The organism is Nitrobacter vulgaris (assembly GCF_031453995.1).
Classification (GTDB): Bacteria; Pseudomonadota; Alphaproteobacteria; order Rhizobiales; family Xanthobacteraceae; genus Nitrobacter; species Nitrobacter vulgaris.
In genome coordinates this window covers 1-23,024 of sequence record NZ_JAVDPZ010000046.1, presented here as the reverse complement: position 1 = coordinate 23,024, position 23,024 = coordinate 1, and the positions used below count along the sequence as shown (strand labels likewise).

Here is a 23,024-nt window from a genome sequence, read left to right as displayed (position 1 = left end):
AGGGAAAAGCGCGCTTCGCGAGCGGCCTCTGCCGCGCCCAGACTGGCCTGCTTTTACTCCGCCTCCGTGGCTTGGTTTTGCTCCGCCGTTGACAGTGGCCGCGCTCCGATCGCCGTCAGTTTTGCGGGTCTTTAAGATATCGCGGTGGCACCACCGACTACGCAGTGCGGGAACCGGTCAACATGATCCAAATCGTGCCGCCGACTAGGACAAAGAGCACGATAGCGGCGAAGCAGAACGCGATCAGTTTGTCTTGCGACGATGATTTCAAGTCGAGATGCAGGAAGTACCGCAGGTGGACAACGACCTGCGCAACCGCAGCGATGGCGATGACGATCAAAGTTTGTGTCGGAGGTAACGTGCGGGTGGCGACGAAGCCGAATGGAATCGCGGTGAGCATCGACGCTAGAACGACGCCGACGAGGTACGATTTCATCGAGACATCCCCGCGACGTAAACGTTCGACCTTTCAGACGATTGCGGCGCTGCTGCCATGCTAGAGAAGCCTGGGCAGGTAAATGAATGAGAAGATGTTGATCCAAACGATAACGAGGAAATGCCAGAACAGGCCCAGGCGGTAAAGGCGCGAGGCGGCGATGGGGGTGAGTCCGCGCAATGCGATTTCGCATCCCAGCAAGACAATCCAAACCAGGCCGAAGCTGACGTGAGCTCCGTGGGTGCCGATCAAAGCGAAAAAACCAGAAAGAAAGCCACTTTGCCACGGGCCGGCATTGGCGATGGCCATGCCATAAAGCTCCGAGATCTCCATGACGACGAAGCTGAGCCCGGAAATAGAGGTCATCCCCAGCCAGACGATCGCGCGCCTGCGTTGCCCGGCTGATATCGCAACGCTGGCGAAGCCGAAGGTTGCACTGCTCGCCAGCAGGAGCATGGTTTCCGCGAAGATGCGGGGAAGCAGGAATAACGTGTGGGTCGATCCGTCTGCGGTATTTCGCGCCATCGCAACAAAGATCGCGAACAGCAGCGCGAAGATAATCGCATCACTCATTAGCCAGAGCCAGAAGCCGTAGGTCTTCTCCTCGATAGCGCGTTGGGCTGATTCGGCATTGGTTTCATCGCCATGATCGGCGGTGATGACGGCATCTGTCACGTCCGCGCCTCACGTCCGAGTGCAGGCGAGACACCACGCCGGCTTTCGATCGCCTCGACTTCGCTCGCGGGGATACGTTGGCCGGCATGATCATGGAACGTCTGCGAGAGTACCGCGGCAAAAATGCCTAGCCCGCCAGCGGCGGCCAGCCACCAGATTTGCCAGATCATTGCAAAGGCGAACACGAACGACATCGCGCCAAGCATGATTCCCGCGCTGCTCTTGCCGGGCATGATGATGTCATGAAAGCGCGCGGACCTGTGGTCCAAAGTTCCCGCCTGCTTCAGGGTCCACCACGGATCAATGCCCTGCACGTGCGGCACAGCGGCGAAGTTGTAGGTCGCAGGCGGGGAGGCGGTTGCCCATTCGAGTGTCCGGCCGTTCCATGGATCGTTGCTTGAGGCAGCAAGCGCTTTGCGGTCACGGATGCTGACGGCGATCTGGATGGCCAGGAAGGTGACGCCGCATACGATGAAGAGGACGCCGGCCTGGGCGACGATAAGATACGGCTGCCAATCGGCGACGTCGCTGCGATTGAGGCGCTGCGGCATTCCCATGAAGCCGAGAATGTACAGCGGCATGAAGGCCAGACAGAAGCCGACGATCCAGCACCAGAAGGCCCGTCTGCCCCACTTTTCCTCGAGACGAAAGCCGAACGCCTTTGGGAACCAGTATTGATAGCCGGCGAAATAGCCGAACAAGGCGCCGGGGATCAGCAGGTTGTGGAAATGGGCCACTCGGAACGTGGTGTCGTGAATGCTAGGCGGTATCACCGCAAACAAAAAGCCCGTGATACCGCCTACGAGGAACGTGACGATAAACCCGAGCGTAAAAAGCATCGGCACCGAGAATTTTACCTGGCCAAGATAGATCGTGAGCGACCAGCAGACGATTGTCACGATAGTGGGCACGGCAATAAGCGGAGCTGCGCGGCCAAAGAAGGCATTCACGTCGGCACCGGAACCGATAGTATAAAAATGGTGCAGCCAGACGACTAATGATAGCCCGGTAATGGCGACCATGGAGTAGACGAGCGACTTATAGCCGAACAATCGCCTTCCCGAGAATGTTGCCACGACTTCCGAATAGATGCCACAAGCCGGCAAAATCAGAATGTAGACGTGTGGATGCCCCCAGATCCAGAACAGGCTGATGTAGTTCAAGACGCCATCGCTTCCGGCAAAAAATTGCGTGCCGAGATGACGGTCGAGGCCAAGCAGCGCAGCGGCCACGATCAAGGATGGATAGGCAAATATGATCAATATGCTGGCGCATAGCGCTGTCCAGGTAAACAGCGGCATCATCATCAATCGCATCCCTGGCGCGCGCCGCTTGACGATCGTGACGAGAAAACTGATTCCCGCCAGTATCGAGCCGACGCTGCTGAGCAAGACTGCCCAGATCCAGTAATCGACGCCGACGTCCGGACTGAACTGCATTCCCGATTGGGGCGGGTACGCGGTCCAATAGGCGGTGGAGAACCTGCCGACGACGAGCGAGATCATCACCAATGTCGCGCCGGATACTGTCAGCCACAGGCCCGCCGAATTCATGAACGGAAACGCCACCCGGCGCGCACCGATCTGTTGCGGAATAACAATGCTGAACAGGCCAAGCACAAACGGCATCGCCACGAAGAACATCATGATGGTGGCATGCGAGGTGAAGATCTGATCGAAATGGTCCGGCGGCAGATAGCCGTGCGGTTCGAATGCAAATGCTTGCTGGGTGCGTATCATCAGTGCGTCAACGACGCCGCGCACCAACATGATCAGCGCCAGAATCACGTACATGATGCCGATCTTCTTGTGATCGAGGCTCGTCAGCCATTCAGACCACAGAAAGCGCCATCGACCGAGCCACGTGATGATTGCGACCACGCCCAGTGCGCCGCACACGACGGTCAGCGCTCCTGCCATGGCGACGCCGCTATAAAACGGCAGGGCGTCAATCGTCAGCTTACCGAGCATATCAATTGGTCTTCGGACAGGGAGAGGCTGCCGCGGTCCGTGACAAAATCAGACGGTGCATACTCAAGTCTTTCGAGAGTACTGAGTAGGGCCACGAGGTCAATTGAAATCGCAGGGGGGTCGCCGGGATGATCGCAGTATCTATACAAGACTTTGAAAATACTGATGAATTATCATCATATCGTTGTTTATCTGCGCTGGAGGTTGAAAGCAGGTTGCGCCTACGAACCACCGTCCGTCTGACGACGGATCGTAGCCGACGAAGGTCCGAATTTGGGCAGACGTGACTGCCGCCGCGGACAGTGTGTCGGACCAGAGACTGACATGATCGCAACCGCTCGTGAAATCTGCATGGTTCATTCTGGAGGGTTGATCTCGACGATGTTGTAGCGAGTTTTACCGGAGACGACATTACCCTTTTCGACAAACTGCAACTCGGGCCTCATCTGAAGCACGGCGCGCTGATGCTCGGGACGTAAAACTGCGATGGCCGAGGTGGTCAGTTTAGCCAGATCGTCTAATGCGACTGCGCTTATTGGTTCTCTCACGTAAACCAGCATGTTGTGATCAGTCGAATCTCCGTTTGCTATGTAGAGAGGTCTCTCCTGAAGGGCGGCAGCGATCGCCTGGCCCGCCAGACGGCTCTCCTGAAACAGGTGCGGAGCGATGGGCATCACCATCCAGCCTCTAACCAGCAGCCCGCCAAAAATCATACAGGTCACGACCAGTGCAGACACGATGACCCTGGGATGGCTGTGGCGCCAGTTCTCAAACATCAGCCCACAAATCACTGCTAACGTCATGGTTCCTGGCATCGCATAACGTGCAGCCACTTTGCCCGGCCAGACCAGGAGAACGAGGGTGCAAACGACAGAGTAAAGGACCGCGGCAAGCAGCAGGTCATGCTGAGTATTATCTCGCCATCTGCGGACGGCGATCATGATTGCGGGGCCTATCAGGATGGAGCCCGGCAGGAACTCAACAGCCAGGCTCTTGGCGAAATCCACATGTCCGAGAATCGTCGTCAGGCCGGTAGTCGTCTGCGTCAGACGCGAATGGGCTTCCCAGGTACCGACATCACCCGGCTTATAAACGAGGCCATACCAGGCCCCAATGACTAATCCGGCGCCAATGTTCGCCGCGACAAATGCTGGAATCTGATCGCGCTGTTTCAAAAGGATGTAAGCGCCAACGCCAAGAGTGAAATAAGCAACTTCCTGCGGCCCCTTCGTCAGGCCGGCAAGTGCGACCAACATACTGATACAGAGCCATCGGCCGGTGGTTAGTCCCTCATCGCGAGTTCCCTGCCACCACACGTAAAACGCGCCGAACAGCAAGACCGAGAGAACGATGTCAGGTTCGGCATTGATGAATTTTGGCGCGACGACGGGCATGCTGATCCAGCAAAGTGCGCCGAAAATCGCGGCACTCTTGCCAGCAACAGATCTGAGCAAACTGTAGATCAGCAACGCCCCGGCGAGGAAGAAGCAAAGGTGGGGGATGCGCAGCGACCATAGCGTGACGTCGCCGGTTGTTTCGCCAAAGAGTGCAGCTATCCAGGACAATAAAACCGGTCGCTCCGCGAACCGTTCGCCGTAGACGAAGGGGGTCAGCCCATGACCTGCTTCCAAGGCCCCGCGCGCGATGGCGATAATGCGTCCTTCCTCAAGGTTGGCAGCGCGGATAATCGTCGCAGGCACAGCCTGGACCAGGAAGAAGCAGACAACCCACAGGATCGGCCATCGCGACCTGTCCAAACCAGAGAAACCGGAGAGCATCCGTTCTCCAGGTGCAAAAGCGATGTCCCGTAACCGCCCGAAGGCTGAGCGCCGGCTTGCCTGATCCACGTGCACTTGTGTTTCTATGGAACCCACGTTTGCGCCAAATCATACGCGCGATCGGCGCATTCATGCCTGTCGAAAGACACCGGTAAAGCGAGCTCGATCTGGAACGGTCCCTTCACGGGCGCATCAAAGTTGGTACGATCTCGTCAAGCTAGTCATCTTGCGCGCCCTCCAGGTCTTTCACCTTGAGTCCGTGCTCGATGAAAAAACGGTATTGCCTGGAGTTTTCCTCGTAGAACGGTTTGTCTTCCACCGGCCCATAAAGTTCGAACGCGTAGTTATAGAACTCTCCGGATGGAGACTCATCTTTAACGGAGGCCATTTCCAAAATGACTCCAAAAGACGGCGCGCGAAGGACTTTCAATTGATCGATCAGCTTGGTCGCCGCCTTCTCGGACGTTCGCTGCAAATTCACCACCGCGGGCGGCCAATTTTGGTGATCCGGAAACGAACATACGACCGAATACAAGCGCGTGGCGGCAGGCGGTGAATTGGGATCGTTCGGATTATAGCTGCCCCGTTTATTCAGACCCGATGCCATCACCGTGCGGCCAGTCCTCCACGTGACTTCGTCGCCGCTCTTGAGCTTGACCGAAAATTCGGCATCGGCGGGAATCCAATGTTTGCTATCGTCTGCACGCGCAAGAATTCCGCCGCCGGCCTCCCGCGGACGCCACAAGATGAAGCACCAGTTGATAAAAACCGGGCAGATGCGAATGGACGATCCGATGCTGCGACCCAGCAGGCTGTGCCAGAACTCACCTTCTTTTGCGTTCTCGGCTTGGGCAAGTTCGGGCGATGAAGCCTGAAGCAGCTTCAGTCGCGGCACTTCCACGTTGCCAAGACTGCCAAGACCCGGATGGTCCTGCAGGAACGCGGGCAAGCGCGACTTAGCCATGATAATCTCCTAGGCCGTGGGGGAGGGACATTCCGACGCATGATCGAGGATTCCGTGCCGGGCTTCAACGTAATTCGGACTGAATACGGATTGCTGGACAGCCGCCGCAGTGAGGTCGGACTTGGGCGACCTTGGTACTTGGGTTGCCTTTAAACGGTCTTGGTCTCGTCACGACAATCAGGTTCCGGGAAGCTGGTTCATGCTTCGGCCACCGTTCCGACGGGCCGCGACAAAATGAACCGCCGTGCAAGCGGTTGAGCGGTGGAGCAAACAGCTTCTTACGAGATCGCTGACAACCGCCAGCCTGCTTGCCGAATATTGAATCTGGCGGGTCGCGTTGTAGGAGGTTTGTTCATTATATCTGTTCATTGTAGATGAGCTTGCTAGCTGAACAGGAAGCGTAATCTGAGGGTGCACTGCGTCATTGAATCGGAAACAAAAGATAGTTGGTCGCGTTCTCCAACACTGCTTCCGCAGGACGAAAAAAATGCTCATTTCGAAGATCAACGCCCTTGCGCTTTCTAACGATTCTAGTCTAGCATAAACCTACCGTCGCCGATCATGTGGGTCTGAGAACGACGGGTCACGAGCGGGAAACGTCTGTTATCTAACAAAACTTAATGCCCGCCCGATCATATGGATCTGAGGACGAGGGATCATGAGCAAAAAGCCCCTAGCGTCGTGGCGATTTATGCCCGTTGTTGCGCTAGCTACGACAGCCATATGGGCAGCGTTGCCGACAGTGGCTAACGCAGCCGATGCAGCGGCCGGTAAGAAATTATTCGACGATAAGACATGCAGTGCATGTCACAGCATAGGCGGGGGGGATCTTGTCGGTCCCGACCTGAAAGACGTTACGAAAAAGCGTCCTGCCGAATGGCTGCATGAGTGGATCTCTAAGCCTGACGCGATGATCGCCAAGAAAGATCCGGTCGCGGTTGAGCTGCTCGGTAAATATAACGGCATGGAGATGCCCAATCTGGGGTTGTCCACTGCTGAGGTCGACAACATCATTGCTTTCCTGGAGACAGGTGGCGGTGGAGGATCCTCAGCTGCTGCGGCGCCGGCCCTCAAGGGTGATGCCGAAAAGGGCAAGGATCTGTTCACCGGTAATGATCGCTTCGCTAATGGCGGCCCCCCTTGTATGGCGTGTCACAGCACCGGCGGCCTCGGAGCTTTCGGCGGTGGAGCGCTTGCTCCTGATTTGACCACTGTGGCAAAGCGACTTGGTGGAGCTAGCGGACTGTCTTCCTGGCTGGCTGGTCTGCCTACACCTACCATGAAAGCAGTTTGGACGAAGCAGCCACCGACCCCACAGGAGCGGGCAGACGTTGCTGCCTTCCTTGCTCAGGAAGGGTTGGCCGTACGTTCGGCTTCGGCAATCTGGCAGCTGGCAGGGTTGACCGGCTTGGGTGCTGTGATTCTGCTGTTGATCGCTGGTTTCAGATGGCGGAATCGCCTGAAGTTTGGTGTACGGCGGCCGATGATGGCTACGCCTACGACCGGACGAAGCACGGGTCCCTACCACGGCGGTTGGTTTACGGGTATGTATTCCGACGGTTGGATCGGAAGGTTTAAGGGAACTGACGGTAATAGTAATAGGCCTCGCGGCCGGACGAACGCACCGAGGAGACACTGATGAGCTGGATACTTGACCTCGTTAATCCCCGGGAGCGCAAGTGGGAAGAGTTTTACCGCAACCGCTGGTCTCATGATAACGTCTTCCGCAGTACGCATGGCGTTAACTGTACCGGTGGCTGCTCTTGGGCGATCTACGTCAAAGACGGAATCATCACCTGGGAAATGCAGCAGACGGACTATCCGCTTCTTGAGCGCAGTCTGCCGCCCTACGAGCCGCGTGGATGCCAGCGTGGTATCTCTGCGTCCTGGTATGTCTACAGCCCGATCCGGGTGAAGTACCCATATATCCGTGGTCCTCTTTACGACCTTTGGAAAGAAGCCAAGGCGTCGCATCCTGATCCGGTGCAGGCTTGGGCCTCCCTCGTTGGAGACGAGCAAAAGCGGCTTCGTATTCAGAAGGCGCGCGGCAAGGGTGGTTTCCGCCGTGCCAAGTGGGTGGAGCTGGTCGAGCTGATTGCTGCGGCTGCCCTATATACGGCCCGTAAGTGGGGTCCGGATAGGGTAATGGGCTTCTCGCCCATTCCGGCCATGTCGATGTTGTCGTATGCTGCGGGTTCACGCTTCCTTCAGCTCTTCGGCGGCGTAAACATGAGCTTTTACGACTGGTATGCCGACTTGCCGACGTCGTTCCCGGAGATTTGGGGCGACCAGACCGACGTGTGCGAAAGCGCAGATTGGTACAACAGTAAGTTCATTGTTTCGATGGCTGCGAACATGAACATGACGCGTACCCCCGACGTGCACTTCATTGCAGAAGCGCGGACCGAGGGTACCAAATTTGTGGTTCTCTCGCCGGACTTCAGTCAGATCGCTAAGTATTGCGACGAGTGGATTCCGCTTCAGGCGGGCCAGGATACGGCTCTGTGGATGGCGGCCAATCACGTTATCCTCAAGGAGTACTATATCGATCGTCAGGTTCCGTACTTCATCGACTACGTGAAGCGCTACACTGACCTTCCGTTCCTTGTCGAGTTGGAGCCCAATGGGAATACTTACAAGACGGGCCGGTTGCTGCGAGCCAAGCGTGTTGCGCGCTACCAGGACGTCGAGAACGGCGACTGGAAGATGCTGGTGCTTGATGCCGGCACCGGTGAGCCGCGTGCGTTCAAGGGTCAGGTAGGTGACCGTTGGGGTTCTACGCATGGCAAGTGGAATCTGTCCGCGGAAGATACGCTGGATAACAGTCCGATTGATCCGGTGTTGAGCTTTATCGATCAATCCGATGGTGTGGTGCAGGTCGGGTTTGACGATTTCGTGAATGGCAGCGTTGTTTCGCGCGGCGTTCCGGTGAAGCGCATCGCTACGGATAAGGGCGAGGTGCTCGTTGCGACCGGCTTTGACATCATGATGTCTCAGTTCGGCCACAGCCGCGGTCTGGAAGGCTCGTTTGCAACCAGCTACGACGATGAGGATGCGCCTTATACTCCAGCTTGGCAGGAGCGTCACACCGGTATCGGCCGTGAGACGGCGATAAGGTTCGCGCGGGAGTTTGCGACCAACGCAGAACTCACGAACGGCAAGTCCATGGTTATCGTGGGTGCCAGCGCTAACCACTGGTACTACAATAACCTTTGTTACCGATCTGCGACGGTCGCCTTGATCCTGTGCGGTTGCTGCGGTGTCAACGGCGGTGGTATCAACCACTACGTTGGTCAGGAAAAACTTGCTCCCGTTGCGCCCTGGAATACGATTGCGATGGCGCTCGACTGGACCAAGCCGCCGCGGGTCGTGCAGTCGTCGACTTGGCACTATGCTCATAGCTGTCAGTGGCGCTACGAGCAGGAGTTTACGGAGTACGGCTTGACTGCGCCGAATCCGCGATGGGCCAAGGGTCACGCGATCGATCTTGAGGCAAAGTCGGTACGTTCTGGTTGGATGCCATTCACGCCGCACTTCAACCGTAACCCAATCGAATTGGCAGCCGAAGCCGAGCGTGCGGGTGCGAAGAGCACTGAGGATATTGTCACACACGTCGTCGATCAGGTCGCCAGTAAGAAGGTGAACTTCGCGATCGATGATCCGGATGCTGACGAGAGTTGGCCTCGGATGTGGTTCATCTGGCGCGGTAACGCGATCCAGTCGAGCGCGAAAGGTCACGAGTTCTTCTTGCGACATTATCTCGGAGCTCACGATAACTCGATTGCCGAGGACCGTGCTAAGGGTAAAACGCATACGGTGAAGTACCGTGACGTGGCGCCACGCGGAAAGTACGATCTGGTTGTCGATCTTAACTTCCGTATGAACACGACGTCACTTTATTCTGACATCGTGCTCCCGACTGCCTTCTGGTATGAGAAGAACGACCTTAATACGACGGACTTGCATTCGTTCTTGCATGTGCTGGGACAGGCGGTTCCGCCGGTATGGGAATCGAAAACGGACTGGGAAATCTTCAAGCTGATCTCTAAAAAGGTCAGTGAGTTGGCTCCGCTAGCGTTCTCGAAGCCGGTTAAGGACGTGGTTGTTCAGCCGCTCATGCACGATACTCCTGATGAGCTGGCTCAGCCGGAGATCCTCGATTGGGCTGAGGGTGAATGCAAGCCGGTGCCGGGCAAGTCGTTCCCGCACGTACGAGTGGTCGAGCGAGATTATGCGAACTTGTATAACAAGTTCATTTCGTTCGGCCCGAAGGCTCGGGAGGATGGCGTTTCTGCGGTCGGTGTAAACATTCCGATCAAGAAGCAGTACGACCAGATGCTTGATAATCCCGTCATGCCGATGCCGGATGCGAGGCATATGCGGTGTGTGGAATGGGGTGGCAAGCGGTACCCGAGTCTGGAAGATGTACTTGACGCATGCAACACCTTGTTGATGTGTGCGCCTGAGGCAAACGGCGAGGTATGCTATCAGGGCTTCCATAACGAGGAGCATCATGTTGGTCTACCGCTTGTCGATATTGCGGAGCCCACTAGGGGTGTCTCTTCGACCTTCTACGATCTGACGCGCCAGCCGAGACGAATTCTTACGAGTCCCTGCTGGACGGGTATGACGAACGACGGTCGGGCGTATTCCGCCTGGTGTATGAACGTCGAGCGTTTGGTGCCTTGGCGCACGCTGACCGGTCGGCAATCTTTGTATCTCGATCATCAGTGGTACCTTGACTTTGGTGAGCATATCCCGACTTACAAACCGCGGCTTAATCCGCGCAAGACCGGTGATATTGTTAAGAGTCGGGTTGATGATCGTTCATTGGTTCTGAACTACATCACGCCGCATGGTAAGTGGAACATTCACTCTACTTACAAAGACAATCACCGCATGCTGATGCTATCTCGCGGCATGGATCCGGTGTGGATCAATGATAGAGATGCAGAGAAGGTCGGTATTGAGGATAACGACTGGGTCGAGGTCTACAACGACAACGGTGTGGTCGTAACGCGCGCCAACGTGAGCCGCCGAATTCAACCGGGTACTTGCATGTATTACCACGCAGTTGAGCGTACGGTGTACATTCCTAAGTCGCAGGAACGCAAGTGGCGGGGCGGTGGACACAACAGTCTGACGCGTACTCGTATCAACCCATTGTTCTTGGCCGGTGGATATGCTCAGTTTACATACGGCTTTAACTATTGGGGTCCGACTGGTATCTTCACACGCGACACCCATGTCGTCGTGCGTAAGATGGAGAAGTTGGAATGGTAGGCGATATCGCGACGCATGGTCACGATCATGATCACGACCATGATCACGATCACGATCATGAATCGGCTCCGGCGCATTTCGGTGCGCCTGAGCGGGTTAGCGTCGGGAAATACGTGACCATTAACTACACTCTGCGGACTAACGGCCAGATTCGTCACATTCGGTCAGCTGTGTGGGGCGATGAGCCGTTAGAGTATCAGCATGGGAGTGGACGTCTGCTACCTGCCCTTGAGCGCGCGCTCGAGGGTAGGGCTGCGGGCGAGCGGTTTGAAGTGACGTTGCCGCCTGAAGAGGCTTACGGAGAGCGCGACAAGGCGTTGCAGCAGCGAGTGCCGGCTGAAACGTTTGGCGGTGTAGATCAAATTGAGCCGGGAATGTGTTTTCTTGCGCACAGCGACGATGAGCGTCGAGTTGAGAATGTGATCGTTACCGAGGTCGATGAGGATAACGGGTATGTAGTAGTTGATACGAATCACCCGCTTGCCGGCATGACGCTCGAGTTTGAGGGTAGCATCGTGGCAGTACGCGACACTCCAACTCCAGCGGGACACCAGCATATCGATCCGACAATAGCGAGCATGGGTGATGGACTTGCGTTGGCTGCTGCGCAAGCGACGGTGGATTCACGTCGCAAGCGAGGCGGTGAATCGTCAAAACCACCTGCGCCCGACACTGTCGATGAGAACGGCAACAGATAAGTGCGCAACGACAATCGAAAAATGAAGTCATAAGAACGAGCCATAGGAACGAAGGAGTACAGACATGGACATCCGAGCTCAAGTTTCGATGGTCTTTCACTTGGACAAGTGCATCGGTTGCCACACCTGCAGCATCGCGTGCAAGAACATTTGGACCGATCGCAAGGGCACCGAGTACATGTACTGGAACAACGTGGAGACCAAGCCGGGTACGGGTTACCCGACACGTTGGGAAGACCAGACCAAGTATCGCGGCGGCTGGGTGGTTGACGGTCAGAGGCAGAAGAGCCTTCGGCTGCGGCTGCAGGGCAAGTGGGGCACGCTCACCAACATCTTCTACAACCCCTATCTGCCGACGCTCGACGATTATTTCGAGCCCTGGACCTACGATTACCAGAACCTGATCAGCGCGCCCTTGGCCGACGAGCAGCCGACTGCGCGGGCGATTTCGATGGTGACCGGCAAGTACATGGACACGATCGAGGCCGGTCCGAACTGGGACGACGACCTCGGCGGCTCGCAGGTCTATGCGAACAACGATCCGAACTTCGACGGCGCCTCCGATGAGGAGATGCGTCAGATCAACGAGATCAACAGCACGGTCTTTTTCTATCTGCCGCGCATCTGCAATCACTGCCTCAATCCGGGCTGCGTTGCGGCGTGCCCGCAGGGCGCGCTTTACAAGCGCGGTGAGGACGGCGTTGTGCTGGTGAGCCAGGAGCGCTGCCGCGCCTGGCGCATGTGCGTCTCGGGTTGCCCGTACAAGAAGACCTACTTCAACTGGTCGACGGGTAAGGCCGAGAAGTGCATCCTGTGCTATCCGCGTCTGGAGAGCGGCCAGCCGCCGGCGTGCTTCCACTCCTGCGTGGGACGCATCCGGTATATCGGCCTCGTGCTTTACGATGCGGACGCGATCGAGGAGACGGCCAAGTCGCCGCAGGATCAGCTGGTGATGGCCCAACGCAACATCATCAAGGATCCGTTCGATCCGGAGATCATCGCCGCTGCAAGGGCCAACGGGATTCCGGATTCGAAGATCGAGGCTGCGCAGAAGTCGCCGGTCTACCAGTTCGTCAAGAAGTGGGGCATCGCGCTGCCGCTGCATCCGGAGTTCCGCACGTTGCCGATGCTGTTCTATGTGCCGCCGCTGGGGCCGGTTCTGGCCAAGGTGGAGAACGGCGTGTACGACAACATTGCTAGTGAATCACGGTTGGGACCGTTGATGAGTTCGCTGGAACGTTCGCGTATTCCGCTTCGCTATATGGCGAGCTTGCTGGCGGGCGGTAATGAGGACATCATCCGCGGTGTCTACAAGAAGCTGGTGGCGGTGCGCGTCTACATGCGTTCGAGGAAGGTCAAGGACATTCCGGACGAGGAGGTGCAGCGGGCGCTGGCGGAAGGCAAGACCACCGCGGCAGAGGTCGAGGCGATCTGGCGGCTCACCTCGATGCCGACCTTCGAGGAGCGCTTTGTGGTTCCGCCGATGGAGCGTGAGACGGCGGTTGATGCTCTGTTCCCGCAGCTCGACCCAGTCTCTCACAACTATCCGATCCGCAAGGGTGCGGTCGGCGTCGGCTTCCACACCGATCCGGCAAGAGGACCATAGATCCTCTTCCCGCACGGCAAGGCGCGAGACGGTTCCGGGTTATGCATTCGGACCCGTCTCGCGTGGTTCTAAGATGGTCTGAAATAGGAAGACTGTCTTACATTTTTATATAAAGTGTTCAGTATCCTAGGCTCGACATAAAGATCATGAGTCGTTTTTCGCATCGTGCAGAGGTTTTGTATTCGAACCGCGCCAAGGTTTTGGGGTTGTTTGCTGACATCCTCGATTATCCTGTTGCAGGTTTAGAGCATAAGGCTGCCGAATGCGTGGCGCTGGTGAAATCTGTGCAGCCGCAGGCCGCGGCTTTGTTGATAGGCTTCCGAGATTTTGCCGAGCAGACGCCGGAAGGAAAGCTGCAGGAGGTTTATAGCGGTTTTTTTGATCTGAATTCGATATGTCATCCCTATGTTGGCTATCAGCTTTTCGGTGAAAACTACAAGCGCAGTGTATTTTTGGTCGAACTTAAGAAAAGTTATCGCGCAAGCGGGTTTGAGCCCGATGCTTCGGAAATGCCGGATCGCTTGTCGATCGTATTACGCTTCGCTGCAGAGAACGAGGGCGAAGACATCGATGCTCTTTTGAACAAAGGGTTGTTGCCGGCGCTTGAGCGTATGACAACGAAGCCGGAAACGGAGAGTCATCAACACGGACCGGCTGATATTGATGGCGATACCGGAATTGAGCGTGCGAAGCTGGACGATCGTGATTTACGAAAGCAGCTAAAGGCGCAGCAGCGCGAAGCGCGAAAGTTGATTGAGGGGCAGAGTCAGGAAGACGATCGTAAACAGCTCAAGGGCCAAGGCCAGGGTGATGTACTGGAGGGCGGCTTTTTGTTGGCTATGAGCGAAGATTATGATGTGGAAGAGGCGGAGAAGCGCGCACACCCATATCATCAAGTGCTCGACTCATTACGGCTTTTGCTAAGTGAGGGTATGACGAAAAAGCGCGCTGACCGCTCAGCTGAGCAGGAGCGTGTCCTTAGCTGGACCCGAGAACGATTCAATCTTGACGAGGACGAGACGATCATGGTGTCGGAGCTTCCTTGTTCTGATCCCGGCTGTCCTCCAGTAGAAACGCATGTCGTATTCTGGACCCAAGCCGGCCGGCAGCATTTCAAGGTGTATAAGCCACTTGCGGAGGTCGCAGCAGACGACCTGCTGGATTGGCGAGCGTGAGAGGAATATCCCATGTGTGACGGAGGCAAATTCTATGTATGACGTATTCCTGTTCGCGGTTCTGCCATACTTGGCGATCGTGGTGGCGGTTATCGGTGGTGTTCATCGTTACCGCACAAATCGGTTTTCCTATTCAACGTTGTCGTCCCAACTTCTGGAGAACCGCCGTTTGTTTTGGGGCTCCGTACCTTGGCATTACGGTATTGTAGTTGTCCTGCTAGCCCATATGATCGGGTTTCTTGTTCCTGGTATGTGGTCAAGCCTGACATCTACGCCGACAGCGCTATACACTGTCGAGCTGATTGGCTTTGCGTTCGGTTTCGCCGCGCTGATAGGCCTATGCGTTTTGATAGTGCGCCGATTTACAACGGAGCGAATTCTTGCCGTGACCAGCCCGATGGACGGCATATTGCTGGTCGCGCTGCTCGTACAGGTCGCACTCGGTTTCTGGGTTTCTCTGGCTTACCGCTGGGGAGCTGACTGGTACATCGATACTGCGGTGCCGTGGTTGATTTCGCTGGTATCTCTGAATCCGCAAACTCACTATGTGTCGGCTTTGCCGCTTCCTGTTAAAGCGCATATGCTTACCGGGTTCTTGGTGATCTCCCTGTTTCCGTTCTCCCGGCTCGTGCATTTGATCATGTTCCCCTTCTGGTACTTGTGGCGGCCGTATCAGATTCAGATCAGAAACACTGTGAGATCTGCTCACTAGTAGCTTGGCGTAATAGTTACGTTCTGGTAAAAGAGATAAAGATATTCTCGCCGGCGAGTTGCGCTCGCCGGCGAGAATTATGAGTTGACGTGTCGGTCGAGGAGATCGTGCGGAGCGGGTCCCGTTGGCTTAGCAGCGCGGCGAGCCGGTAGCCTAAGGTCAGGATCCAGGTGCTGACCTGATTTTTTAGATGCAACGCAATCAGCTAGATAGATTATTTCTTAGGTAGGAGCTACCGGTGGAACATTCAGTTGGCAAGGTAGATGCGCCAAGCGAGCCGCAAGGCAACGCGAAGGTGTTGTGGATCTCAACCTTAGCGTTTTCGCTGGGGTTCGCTATTTGGGGGATGTTTTCTGCGCTCGCCCCATTTTTGATTGAGTGGTACCATTTCACAAGCACGCAAGTGCTTGTTTTGGCTGCGATGGAGCCGCTTTTCGCCGCTGCTGTCAGTATTCCGCTAGGTATCTGGACTGACAAGTTCGGTGGCCGAACCGTGTTTACGATTTTGTTGGTATGCCTTTCAGTGGTTCTGATTTTCGGAACCTTTGCGGAGGGCTATTATTCCTTCCTGTTCCTGGGGTCGATGCTGGGACTTGGTGGTGCGACCTTCGTGGTAGGTAACGCTCACGTGTCGTCGTGGTATCCCAAGTCCAGACAAGGCATGGCCTTGGGGCTTTTTGCCTTGGGTAATATCGGGATTACCTTTGGTATGATGGCTGTTACGTTCGTCATTACGAGCGTTGCAGATGCGAACGATCCTGAGGGCTGGCGTATCATATTCCCTATCTTCGCCATTCCTACGTTGTTAATGGCGGCGGTTTACATGTTTTTCACGTCTGATGCGCCGAACAAGAAGCTTAAGAATACGTCGACGCGGGAGATTTTGGCGGTCTACCGCTCGGGCGTCGTTGTTTGGCTGGTGCCTGGCCTTTATTGGGTGGCGTTCGGCACCTTGGTGTTTTTCGCGTCGACGATGCCGACCTATCTCGTCGATCATTGGCACGTGGAAGCGACCTCGGCAGTGGCATTTTACACGCCGCTGCTGGTGGTTTGCGTGGCCCTTACCCGACCGCTCGGGGGCTGGCTGGCTGACCGTTATGAGGTTTTTTCCCTTTTGACTTGGATGTTCGGTGCTATGTCTGTTCTCGCCGTGCTGATGGCGTTGCAGATTTCACTGAGTTTAGAGTTGGTCGCCATTTACGGGTTGGCGTTGCTGTCGGGCGCGTCAGCGGCAGTGGTCATCAAGCTAATCCCGATTTACTTTGAACAAGTTGGCGCAGTCAGTGGATTGGCCAAAGCTGCCGGCGCGGCTTGCGGTTTCACGATGACCGCTGTTCTGGCCGCTAGCAACTACCTGATTGGCGGGTATACGCTCGGCTTTGTTGTCTGGGCGTTGATGAATATGGCGGCTTTTTATGTCTCGTTCTCGCGAGTTGGCTTCAGGAATGTGAAGCCGATCAGCGCTGCGATCGCCGAAGCCGTTCCCGCCCATTGAACCCTTTATATAGGCGATCCTGAGAGGTTTGCCTGTCAACCATTCACACCGCCCCCGGAGGGGCGGTGTGACGTCACAACGGTGTCTAAGCTCAAGGTCAGTGAAGTCTAGTGCAGCCGTTTGACTCACCTAAACGTCGCTTTCGGCTTCGCATGCGCGGCGCTCGTCGCCTTTCACCAGCCTATTTTGCGTTGGTGATGGCTACTGGGATCGTCTCCATTGCTTCGGAGCGGGCCGGATTTCATCCGATCGCTGTCGCTCTTCTTTGGCTGAATACAACGCAATTTGTAGCGCTCTGGATTCTCACGTCGTGGCGACTCATACGCTACCGTCGAGCACTGATTGTCGATCTCACCGACCATCGTTCTGCGCCTGGATTCCTTTCCGCGGTGGCTGCCACGGGGGTGATGGCGAACCAATTCATACTCGCTGGCGCATTAGACGTTGCCATGGGACTTTGGATTTTTGGTATTCTCCTCTGGATTATCCTGACCTACACAATTTTTGCAAACCTGACGATTATGGAAGCCAAGCCGACCATTGATCAGGGAATCACCGGGGCTTGGTTGCTTGCGGTCGTTTCGACCCAGGCGATCGCTCTCCTTAGCGCGCTACTCGCACGACATATTCATCAACCCCTCCGGCTCGACGTCAATTTCCTGGCGCTTTCGATGTTGCTGTGGGGCGGCATGATGTACATCTCGATCATCTCGCTTATTTTCTATCGCTATATGTTTTTTAAGTTCTCGCCTGCCGATTTCGTGCCCTCGTACTGGATCAACATGGGAGCGATGGCTATCTCAACGCTCGCTGGTTCGGTGCTGATTGAGAATGCGGCGGATGCGTGGTTCCTTGAGGAGCTACTTCCCTTTCTCAAGGGTTTTACCATCTTTTTCTGGGCTGCCGGAACGTGGTGGATACCGCTTCTCATCGTCTTGTTTGTCTGGCGGCATGTTTATCGGCGTTTCCCTCTCAGGTACGATCCGGCGTATTGGAGTGCGGTCTTTCCGTTGGGGATGTACACGGTCTGCACTTACGAGATGTCCAGTGCCATGCGGCTGGAGTTCTTACGGCCTATCGCGGATGTATGCGTCTATGTGGCTTTGCTGGCTTGGACGGCAGCGTTTATCGGTCTCGTCAGGAAACTCGCCAGCGATCTGATTCCAGCGCTCAACTCTCGCTGAGGGTCATATGGATTGGCCGCGCGGCTTGCATTCGCCGATGTTGATTTCGGATTCGGACACCAGTAGTGCTTCGATTTGAAATTTACGGATCGGCCGGCGCATAGCGTAACATGGCGCGCCGAGGGGTATAGGCGAGAAGGGGATGATCTTGTTTTTCAAAAGAGGCTTCGCTGCGCGTGAACAGGGTTGGTTCATATCATCGAGGAAGCCAATCGAATTTGGAATGAATTGTCGTCCGGACCTATAAAAGTCAGGAAATGTGAGGCGCAGCCCTTTCCAAAGCGAGTGTGCATTGGTACACGTGGTTTCGCATTAGGGCGTTCGCCCGAGTTGCCTTCTCAGTCATCTACCGGATGAGAATTGATCGGCGCCTAGGTGTCGACGGATTGCTGTCCGGCATGATTTCGAAGGCGAGCAAAAGTTTAACGCGGGGTGGAGCAGCCCGGTAGCTCGTCAGGCTCATAACCTGAAGGTCATAGGTTCAAATCCTATCCCCGCAACCAATCTATAAGCCCCTGAAAACATGATGTTTTCGGGGGCTTTTACTTTCCGATTTTCATCGCCCAAAGATGGCTCGTGGAAGCGTCGTGGAAGCACCTGGAAGAGAGTCGGAGCGTAGAATCGCGGGTTTAACTGCGACAATCTGACTCACTCCCGAAGGCCGCGCTATTGGGCACCCCCGCCATCGCCCAGCACCTTGCCGGGCCGCCTTCTGTCCTGAAAAAGCGCGTTCGGTCGAACGCTTCCCGGCCGAGGCCGTTGAAAAGGGATGGAGGACACAGCAAGACCATCAGGCGAGGCGCATTCCAGGCTTGAGTTGACGACCGTGTTCGGCGGTTCGGGCTTTCTCGGACGCAGGATCGTCAAGCGTCTCCTTGACCACGGCACCGCTGTCCGTGCGGCATCGCGCCATTCCACTCGTGCAAGGCACGAGCAGGTTCATGGTGGATCATTTTCTGCCGTAAAAGCGGATATCCTCGACCAGGAGCAAGTTGCTGCGGCCGTTTCAGGCGCGAGCACGGTCATCAACGCCGTTAGCCTCTATACCGAGCATGGCGACGTCACGTTCGAACGGGTCCATGTCGAGGCCGCCTCGAGAGTGGCAGCCGCCGCACGAGATGCCGGCGCTGTGCGATACATCCAGATATCCGGAATCGGTTCCAACCCCCGCTCGGCATCCACCTATATCCGGGCACGAGGGCGGGGTGAGGAAGCCGTTGCAGTTGCATTTCCGAATGCGATCATCGTCCGTCCCGCGGTAATGACGGGAAGCGACGACGCATTTCTGACGACGATCGTGAGACTGTTACGAATCCTTCCTGCGTACCCGCTGTTCGGTAGCGGCGACACGCGTCTCCAGCCGGCATTTGTTGAAGATGTCGCGGAAGCCATAGCGCGACTGGCGTCGGGGAAAGGCGACCCCCAGGCTTGTCTGTTCGAGTTCGGCGGACCGCGTGTCTACTCCTACAAAGAATTGGTCGAGGAGATCTCCCGGCTACTCGGCGTGCGCGTCCGCTTGATGCCTGTGCCGTTTCTGGCATGGCACGCGCTCGCCATCGTCGCCGAACTCGTCCCCGGCGCGCCGCTGACGCGCAACCAGGTCGAACTCATGCGGATCGACAACGTCGCGGAACGGTGCGGCTTCCGAGAACTCGGGATTGAGCCTCACGACATAGATGTGGTCGTGCAGGCAATCCGGGAGAAGTCACGACCATGATGGACCAAAGGAAGATATGCGCGCGCATAGGCAAGTCCGTCAGTCCTCGGCGAGCCTTCCATATGCTCGGCGTAGCTCGTCCTTTGCGTCTTCCAGGACCTTCTTGCGCTTCGCCGGAAGATTCCTGCCGGCGCGATTGATGTAGAAGGTCAGCATGGACATCGCCGAACGAAAGGGCTCGGATTTGCGGTTTTCGCTCTTGTCGGCCGATCGCTTCAATGATGCCGCAATCTCTTTTGGGTTGTCCTTCTCGAACACGTGCGGCTCCAGTTCGAGCGCATCACTGTGCTCAGTGACGTCCGCCGACCATTTCTTCGTCCTGTTGGGCATGAGAAACCTCCGAAGGTTTGGTCTATGGGGTTCTGATCTCCCGTGGGAAGCTTCGACGGTGCCCACCACGCGCACCTCGTGCTAGACAGGAGAATGAACGGTCCCCACGGATGTTCATGCAGATGAAAGCATTTGTCCTGACGAAATATGGCGGGCCAGAAGCCACGGAACTCCGTGAGCTACCGCGACCGCGACCGGCACAAGGGGAAGTGCTGGTGCGCGTCCACGCGGCGGGACTCAACCCGGTCGATTTCAAGACGCGCGAGGGCAAACTCAAGATCATCTACCGATATGCCTTGCCAACCGTCTTGGGAAACGATGTGGCGGGCGTCGTGGAAGAATGCGGCGCCGGCGCAACGCGGTTTGCGAAGGGGGACCGCGTCTTTGCCCGCATGCCGAAGGACTCCATGGGAGCCTTCGCGGAGTACGCGGTTCTCCCCGAAGACCTCCTCGCCCGAATGCCTTCGTCGGTCGATTTCGTCACCGCCGCGGCGGTCCCGCTCGCGGGGCTCACCGCACTTCAGGCGTTGCGCGACGAACTCAACCTGCGGAACGGCAGCCGGGTCTTCATACCGGCAGGGGCGGGCGGCGTCGGCACGTTCGCCATCCAGTTGGCGAAATGGCTCGGCGCAGAGGTTACAACAACGGCATCGCCGCGTGGAAAAGCACTTGTCGAACGGCTCGGAGCCGATGTGGTGATCGACTACACCTCGCAGCGGTTCGAGGACCATGTGCATGACATGGACGGCGTGTTCGATCTGCTTGGAGGCGAAACGCTCAAGACATCATTCCGTGTGGTGAAGCGCGGCGGCAAGGTGGTATCGATTGCGGGCATGCCAGAGCCCGAGACCGCGCGAAAGGATCTGGGCCGAGGCCCGTTGCTCACGATGCTGTTCTGGTTCGCATCCCGCGGCCTGCGTGCAGAAGCCAGAAAGCACGGCGTTTCATATCGCTACCTGTTCATGCATCCGAGCGGCACCGAACTGGCGGAGCTTGCTCAGCTCATCGAACAGAAAAAACTTGAGCCGATCATCGACCGTGTCTTTTTATTTGCCGAGATCGGTGAGGCGATTGCGTATCTGGAAGCCGGCCATGCCAAGGGCAAGGTCGTGGTGCGGATGCGAGAGGAATAACGTCGAATAGCGGTCCGCGGTGCCGATAATGCGTTTGTGTTTCCACATAGTCATGCGTTCCGTCGTGATCGCATCTCCGTTGATGACGATCGCAAGGTAGGGCCTGGATGTCTCGTCGAGTTTGGCGACGGTGTCACCGTGATCGCCGAGTGGCACCCCGTTGAGGGCGCCATTCATCTCTCCATCCCGACCTATCGCACAGCGAAGGAAACAGAGGTCGCGCCGCAGACCTGGCGTCTCGTCCTAGACAATGACGGCTACTGGCGGTTAGAGCGCGTATGGTAGCGACGTCAGAGTGACGGGTCGCGATAGTCCTTCCGTGCGCGCTGCCGGCCCGACGCGGAATATGAGTGCGGACAAATGACTGTCATCGACCTGATCGATGTCCCGAACGGCCGCACTCTCTTATGCGATTGGTCTGCTACTGGCGTTACCGGCGCTTGTTCTTCTTCCCGTAGGGCGCCTGGACGGCGCGGCCGGGACGGTTTTCGCCGTCTTTCCTCGTTGTTGTCCATGGGATCGCGGCGTTTTTCTTATGGCGGGTGAACCCGATGATGGATTTGGAAAAGAGTTTGTTGAAATCAAATAGTTAGGTGGGGGGTCGTGTGCAAATTTTGTGCACCGCCGTTCCACTTTTCTTTCACTTTCGTTCTCTTGCGATGGCTTGCGACGGACATCCCGTGCACAGCAATGACAGCGACACGCCAATCATACGGGCGCTTTCGGCATGGGAAGCTGTACTGCGATAGGCACATCGAGGCCTGGATGATCTGCGGTCTTGTCCGATGAGCTCGCAAGCTAAGTCGATAGTTTCCTCAGTGCAGCGCGCTCGCGATGCTCAAACGCATCGGCGAACTGATCGAGTTCGTCCTCTATCATGCCAAGGGCTGGCCTTGCTCGCGCCAGGGAGCAATAGCGGCCTCGACTTGTCCCAAGATTTCTTTCGCGCGCGTCTTGGCGATGCGGAAGTATGCGATGACCGACATCAGTGCATCGATGCTGGCCTCCGGTCCGACATCCTCCGAAATCCAAGTGTTCAATTCTCGCACCCACTCAGGAAAGGGATTGATGTCAAAGGCGGGCGCTAGACGCCGCTGACCCCGATCGACATGGAGGAATCCATGATTAACCAAGTGGTCGTCTACGTTAGTGATCAGGATCGAGAAGGCGATCCGCCGCCAGAGTTCTTCGATATCTGCACGGGCTCGCCACGCAGTCTCGAGCGGTATCCGAACGTTTAGAATACAGCGAGCCAAGCCTTCACGTCAGGCACAGTGGTAATGCCTGCGTTCTTCAGAAGTCTGACGATATCTGAAGCGCAAATCACGATAATCGGATGCTGGTCTTCTTTGATTTCTTTGTAAGCCTGATCATGGACGAAGGATGTCGTGACCAGCACACCGAACTGGCGGTGGCGCAGGCGCGAGATAAGTCTCGATAACTCTTTAACCCCGACCGAACTGCTCATGCTGTAGCACTTGGCTTCAAGTGCGAAGCTTACATCCACTGCGGAAGCACCGTCACCCAGCTGGTATCTGCCAATCCCATCACGGCCGCCATCCCGTATTGGTCTTGTCAGATCAAGCGAGACAATACGAGGAAGCATGAACTCAGCAATTTTCGCCGCACATCTCTCAAACCTGAATTCATCATCCTTGAAATAGTCGCGGATTGTCTGAATGATTGCGTGTCCTGCTTCGGTATTAGCCAGGGACACCTATCGAAGATATTGTCCGGGAAGACGCCAGCCGGTCGCCGGACAGTGGCCAGGGCGCGTGTCAACGGCGGAGCAAAACCAAGCCACGGAGGCGGAGTAAAAGCAGGCCAGTCTGGGCGCGGCAGAGGCCGCTCGCGAAGCGCGCTTTTCC

General features: G+C 56.5%; 19 protein-coding genes and 1 tRNA gene. 12 read left to right on the top strand and 8 right to left on the bottom strand.

All coding sequences use genetic code 11. The annotated features are described in order from the left end of the window. Positions 1–157: 157 nt before the first annotated feature. From cyoD to GGQ85_RS18625, 5 genes are all read right to left on the bottom strand, one after another. On the bottom strand, positions 158–436 hold the full coding sequence (gene cyoD / locus GGQ85_RS18645) for a cytochrome o ubiquinol oxidase subunit IV (protein WP_309775777.1): 279 nt from the start codon (positions 434–436) through the stop codon (positions 158–160). Between the two features lie 60 nt (positions 437–496). Then, positions 497–1,111 carry a cytochrome c oxidase subunit 3 gene (locus tag GGQ85_RS18640; protein ID WP_079447854.1) on the bottom strand — a complete coding sequence of 205 codons (615 nt, stop codon included), beginning with the start codon at positions 1,109–1,111 and terminating at the stop codon, positions 497–499. Beyond that, complete coding sequence (locus GGQ85_RS18635; protein ID WP_309775776.1) at positions 1,108–3,081, bottom strand: cbb3-type cytochrome c oxidase subunit I; 1,974 nt, start codon at positions 3,079–3,081, stop codon at positions 1,108–1,110. Before GGQ85_RS18635 ends, GGQ85_RS18640 begins: the two co-directional genes overlap by 4 nt. Positions 3,082–3,437: 356 nt before the next feature. After that, a complete protein-coding gene (locus tag GGQ85_RS18630) occupies positions 3,438–4,712 on the bottom strand; it encodes an ArnT family glycosyltransferase (RefSeq protein WP_309775775.1) in 1,275 nt (424 codons plus the stop codon). A 364-nt stretch (positions 4,713–5,076) separates the two neighbouring features. Beyond that, positions 5,077–5,823, bottom strand: a complete 747-nt coding sequence (locus GGQ85_RS18625) for a hypothetical protein (RefSeq protein ID WP_079447850.1) — start codon at positions 5,821–5,823, stop codon at positions 5,077–5,079. Positions 5,824–6,481: 658 nt separating this feature from the next. On the opposite strand from GGQ85_RS18625, the gene GGQ85_RS18620 reads away from it, so the two are divergent. The 10 genes from GGQ85_RS18620 to GGQ85_RS18575 all read left to right on the top strand — a co-directional run bounded on the left by GGQ85_RS18620 (position 6,482) and on the right by GGQ85_RS18575 (position 19,693). Continuing rightward, positions 6,482–7,462 carry a c-type cytochrome gene (locus GGQ85_RS18620; protein WP_079447849.1) on the top strand — a complete coding sequence of 327 codons (981 nt, stop codon included), beginning with the start codon at positions 6,482–6,484 and terminating at the stop codon, positions 7,460–7,462. After that, a complete protein-coding gene (locus tag GGQ85_RS18615) occupies positions 7,462–11,106 on the top strand; it encodes a nitrate reductase subunit alpha (protein ID WP_079447848.1) in 3,645 nt (1,214 codons plus the stop codon). Before GGQ85_RS18620 ends, GGQ85_RS18615 begins: the two co-directional genes overlap by 1 nt. Further along, positions 11,100–11,804, top strand: coding sequence for an FKBP-type peptidyl-prolyl cis-trans isomerase (locus GGQ85_RS18610; RefSeq protein ID WP_079447847.1), 705 nt, complete (start codon positions 11,100–11,102; stop codon positions 11,802–11,804). The genes GGQ85_RS18615 and GGQ85_RS18610 overlap by 7 nt, the downstream gene beginning before the upstream one ends. Positions 11,805–11,868: 64 nt before the next feature. After that, the gene (narH, locus tag GGQ85_RS18605) at positions 11,869–13,410 is read left to right on the top strand and encodes a nitrate reductase subunit beta (RefSeq protein ID WP_309775774.1); all 1,542 of its coding nucleotides are present in this window, start codon (positions 11,869–11,871) and stop codon (positions 13,408–13,410) included. 146 nt (positions 13,411–13,556) lie between these two features. Next, the gene (gene narJ, locus GGQ85_RS18600) at positions 13,557–14,585 is read left to right on the top strand and encodes a nitrate reductase molybdenum cofactor assembly chaperone (RefSeq protein WP_309775773.1); all 1,029 of its coding nucleotides are present in this window, start codon (positions 13,557–13,559) and stop codon (positions 14,583–14,585) included. Positions 14,586–14,619: 34 nt separating this feature from the next. After that, a complete protein-coding gene (gene narI, locus GGQ85_RS18595; RefSeq protein WP_079447822.1) occupies positions 14,620–15,297 on the top strand; it encodes a respiratory nitrate reductase subunit gamma in 678 nt (225 codons plus the stop codon). Between the two features lie 238 nt (positions 15,298–15,535). After that, positions 15,536–16,792 carry an MFS transporter gene (locus GGQ85_RS18590; protein ID WP_079447821.1) on the top strand — a complete coding sequence of 419 codons (1,257 nt, stop codon included), beginning with the start codon at positions 15,536–15,538 and terminating at the stop codon, positions 16,790–16,792. A gap of 110 nt (positions 16,793–16,902) precedes the next feature. Further along, entirely contained in the window at positions 16,903–17,976 is a 1,074-nt protein-coding gene (locus GGQ85_RS18585) for a tellurite resistance/C4-dicarboxylate transporter family protein (RefSeq protein ID WP_173816031.1), read from the top strand. Positions 17,977–18,402: 426 nt separating this feature from the next. Continuing rightward, a tRNA-Met gene (locus GGQ85_RS18580) sits at positions 18,403–18,479 on the top strand. A 266-nt stretch (positions 18,480–18,745) separates the two neighbouring features. Beyond that, entirely contained in the window at positions 18,746–19,693 is a 948-nt protein-coding gene (locus tag GGQ85_RS18575; protein ID WP_309775772.1) for a complex I NDUFA9 subunit family protein, read from the top strand. A 39-nt stretch (positions 19,694–19,732) separates the two neighbouring features. Here GGQ85_RS18575 and GGQ85_RS18570 read toward each other — a convergent pair whose 3' ends face one another. Next, positions 19,733–20,023 (bottom strand): DUF3175 domain-containing protein, encoded by a 291-nt coding sequence (locus GGQ85_RS18570; protein WP_079447817.1) that lies wholly within the window; start codon positions 20,021–20,023, stop codon positions 19,733–19,735. 122 nt (positions 20,024–20,145) lie between these two features. On the opposite strand from GGQ85_RS18570, the gene GGQ85_RS18565 reads away from it, so the two are divergent. Both GGQ85_RS18565 and GGQ85_RS18560 read left to right on the top strand, forming a co-directional pair. Beyond that, a complete protein-coding gene (locus GGQ85_RS18565) occupies positions 20,146–21,156 on the top strand; it encodes an NADP-dependent oxidoreductase (protein ID WP_309775771.1) in 1,011 nt (336 codons plus the stop codon). Positions 21,157–21,192: 36 nt separating this feature from the next. Further along, entirely contained in the window at positions 21,193–21,441 is a 249-nt protein-coding gene (locus GGQ85_RS18560; protein WP_309775770.1) for a hypothetical protein, read from the top strand. Positions 21,442–22,031: 590 nt separating this feature from the next. Here GGQ85_RS18560 and GGQ85_RS18555 read toward each other — a convergent pair. Beyond that, entirely contained in the window at positions 22,032–22,310 is a 279-nt protein-coding gene (locus GGQ85_RS18555; protein ID WP_244553537.1) for a HipA domain-containing protein, read from the bottom strand. An 83-nt stretch (positions 22,311–22,393) separates the two neighbouring features. Continuing rightward, positions 22,394–22,873 (bottom strand): restriction endonuclease, encoded by a 480-nt coding sequence (locus tag GGQ85_RS18550; RefSeq protein ID WP_309775769.1) that lies wholly within the window; start codon positions 22,871–22,873, stop codon positions 22,394–22,396. Positions 22,874–23,024 lie beyond the last annotated feature (151 nt).